Genomic DNA, 3,343 nt, shown 5'->3' on the forward strand with positions numbered 1-3,343 from the left:
CGGCCCGCGCGGGGGTCGGGTGCGCCCCACGGGGGGGGTGTGGGCGAGAGGCGGGGGGGGTGGGGCACGAACACACGCGCCGGCGCCCCCCCGGCCGGGGCCCCCACGCCGGCGTCGTGGCCGGCGCCGGTCGGCAGCCGCGGCGGTCCGCCGAGCAGGCCGGCGACGCGCTCGGCGAGCGCCGCGTCGAAACGGGTGGCGTGGGTCCACGACTCCTCGTGCACCGTGCCGTCGATGCCCGCGGCGAAATCGGCGACGAGCGCCTGCACGGCGGACGCGTCGTCCCCCCGCGCGTCCAGCCAACCGACCACGCCGGATGCGATCGCATTGACGCCGTTCGGCACGGCCCGCACCTTCCCGACGGTGGCGAGCACGCCGTGCCGCTCGGCGAGCTGCCGCGCCAGCAACACCGCGGCCGCGAAGCCGAGCATCGCGTCGTGCCGGTCGGCGAGCTGCGTGGTGCCGGCGTGATCGGCGCGTCCGGCGATCTCGAACCGCCACCGCCCGTGCGGGCGGATCAGCGTGCCGATGCCGATCGCAGCGCCCAGGTCGACCAACCCGCGCCCCTGCTCGACATGCAGCTCGACGAAGCACCCCACGCGGCGCATCGTCTTGTCGTCGCGTCCCACCTCATCGAGCACGCGGCCCGCCGACCGCATCGCCTCACCCAGCGTCGTCCCGTCCCCGTCCACCAGACTCAACGCGCGTTGCGGCGCGAGCACCCCGGTGAGCAGCCTCGACCCCGCGCAGGCGACGCCGAACCGCGCACCCTCCTCGTCCGCGAACTGCACGACGCCGACCGGACGCGCGAACGAGACACCGCGTGCCCGCGCCTCGTCGAGCGCGGCGAACGCGCTCACCACGCCGAGCGGCCCGTCGAACGCGCCACCGTCCGGCACCGAGTCGAGGTGCGAGCCGAGCACGACGCCCGGTGCCGCATCCGGATCGCCGCTCCAGGCCCACTGGTTGCCGGCGCGGTCGACGACCACCTCGAGCCCTCGGTCGGCGGCCGCCCCGGCGAACCACTCGCGCAGCTCGGCGTCCTCGTGCGTCCAGGCGAACCTTCGGTAGCCGCCCGTCGCACCGTGCCGCCCGATGCCGTCGATCTCGGCCCAGAGCCGGTCGAACGACATCAGACGCCCGGCACCCGCACGCCGCCGTCCGGGTGCGCTGCCAGCGGCGCGTCGTCGGCGGCGTCGCCCGAGTCGATGTGCCGGATCACGCCCATGCCGGGGTCGTTGGTCAGTACCCGCTCGATCTTGCGACCGGCCAGCTCGGTGCCGTCGGCGACGCAGACCTGCCCGGCGTGGATCGAGCGCCCGATGCCGACGCCGCCGCCGTGGTGGATCGACACCCACGAGGCACCCGACGCGGTGTTCACCAGCGCGTTCAGCAGTGGCCAGTCGGCGATCGCGTCCGACCCGTCGGCCATGCCCTCGGTCTCGCGGTAGGGCGATGCGACCGAGCCGCAGTCGAGGTGGTCGCGTCCGAGCACGATCGGCGCGCTGACCTCGCCACTCGCCACCATCTCGTTGAAGCGCACGCCCGCCCGGTCGCGCTCGCCGTAGCCGAGCCAGCAGATGCGGGCCGGCAGGCCCTGGTAGGCCACCTTGTCCTGCGCGGCGAGTATCCACCGGTGCAGGTGGTCGTTGTCGGGTAACTGGTCTAGCACCGCCTCGTCGGTCGGGCGGATGTCGGCGGGGTCGCCCGACAGCGCCGCCCACCGGAACGGCCCGAGCCCCTTGGTGAACAGCGGCCGGATGTAGGCAGGGACGAAGCCGGGGAAGGCGAAGGCCCGCTCGAACCCGCCCTGCCGCGCCTCGTCGCGGATCGAGTTGCCGTAGTCGAAGACCTCGGCACCGGCGTCGAGGAAACCGACCATCGCCTCGACGTGGCGCGCCATGGAAGCCCGCGCGCGATCGGTGAACTCCTCGGGCTTCCGCTCGGCGTAGTGGGCCCAGTCGGCGACGTCCACACCCTCCGGCAGGTACGCGAGCGGGTCGTGCGCCGACGTCTGGTCGGTGACCACGTCGACGGCGACACCGCGCCGCAGCAGCTCCGGCAGCACGACGGCGCAGTTGCCGACGAGCCCGACGGACAGCGGCTGCCGGGCCGCCTTCGCCGCCTCGCACCGTTGCAGCGCGGTCTCCAGCGAGTCGGCGACCTCGTCGAGGTAGCGCTGCTCGACCCGGCGCTGCAACCGCGCGCGGTCGACGTCGACGATGAGGCACACGCCGCCGTTCAGCGTCACCGCGAGCGGCTGCGCGCCGCCCATGCCGCCGCACCCGCCGGTCACCGTCAGCGTGCCGGCCAGCGTGCCGTCGAAGGTCTTGGCCGCCACCGCCGCGAAGGTCTCGTAGGTGCCCTGCAGGATGCCCTGCGTGCCGATGTAGATCCACGAGCCGGCCGTCATCTGGCCGTACATGGTGAGGCCGAGCCGCTCGAGCCGGCGGAACTCGGGCCAGGTGGCCCAGTCGGGCACCAGGTTCGAGTTGGCGATGAGCACCCGCGGCGCCCACTCGTGCGTGCGCATGACGCCGACCGGCTTGCCCGACTGCACCAGCATCGTCTCGTCGTCGCGCAGCTCGGTGAGCGTGCGCACCAGCGCGTCGAAGCTGGCCCAGTCGCGGGCGGCGCGCCCGGTGCCGCCGTAGACGACGAGGTCGTCCGGACGCTCGGCGACCTCCGGGTCGAGGTTGTTCATGAGCATCCGCAGCGGGGCCTCGGTCTGCCACGAGCGGGCGGTGAGGGTCGTGCCGCGGGCGGCGCGGACGGGGCGGGGTCCGGTGGTCATGCGATCTCCTCGGTGGTCGCGAAGGATGTCACTGCAGCGGGCCGGCGACGGACGCGGCGGCATGCCCCGCGTGCCCGGCCCGCACGAAGGCGACGGCGGCCTCGATCTCGGGCGCCAGGAAGCGGTCTGCGCCCGGGCCCGCCGTCGTGGCGCGCAGCGCGTCGCGCACCGCGGCCGTCGCCGGTGCCGGGGTGAGCGGGGCGCGCAGGTCGAGCGCACGGGCGGCCGTGAGCAGCTCGACGGCCAGCACCCTGGTCAGCCCGTCGACCGCCCGGCGCAGCTTGCGGGCGGCCGACCAGCCCATCGAGACGTGGTCCTCCTGCATCGCGCTCGACGGGATCGAGTCGACCGACGCGGGCACGGCCAACCGCTTCAGCTCGCTGACGATCGCCGCCTGCGTGTACTGGGCGATCATGTGGCCCGAGTCGACGCCGGGGTCGTCTGCCAGGAACGGCGGCAGGCCGTGGCTGCGCGCGACGTCGAGGAACCGGTCGGTGCGCCGCTCGGAGATCGAGGCGGCGTCGGCAGTGACGATCGCGATGAAGTCGA

The 3,343-nt window shown here is 74.5% G+C and carries 3 protein-coding genes; all 3 read right to left on the reverse strand.

The genetic code is table 11. The features are described 5' to 3' along the window. Window positions 1–1,133: allantoate amidohydrolase (locus ACTHMS_RS04610; protein WP_440305494.1), on the reverse strand; the 1,133-nt coding region annotated here is incomplete at its 3' end. Continuing rightward, entirely contained in the window at window positions 1,133–2,794 is a 1,662-nt protein-coding gene (locus ACTHMS_RS04615; RefSeq protein WP_440305495.1) for a urocanate hydratase, read from the reverse strand. The genes ACTHMS_RS04610 and ACTHMS_RS04615, both read right to left, overlap by 1 nt. Before the next feature lie 28 nt (window positions 2,795–2,822). After that, a partial coding sequence (locus ACTHMS_RS04620) for an aromatic amino acid lyase (protein ID WP_440305496.1) occupies window positions 2,823–3,343 on the reverse strand: 521 nt, incomplete at its 5' end.

Origin of the sequence: Jatrophihabitans sp. (assembly GCF_051960575.1) — a bacterium.
In the GTDB taxonomy this organism is placed as follows: domain Bacteria; phylum Actinomycetota; class Actinomycetes; order Mycobacteriales; family Jatrophihabitantaceae; genus JBQCEE01.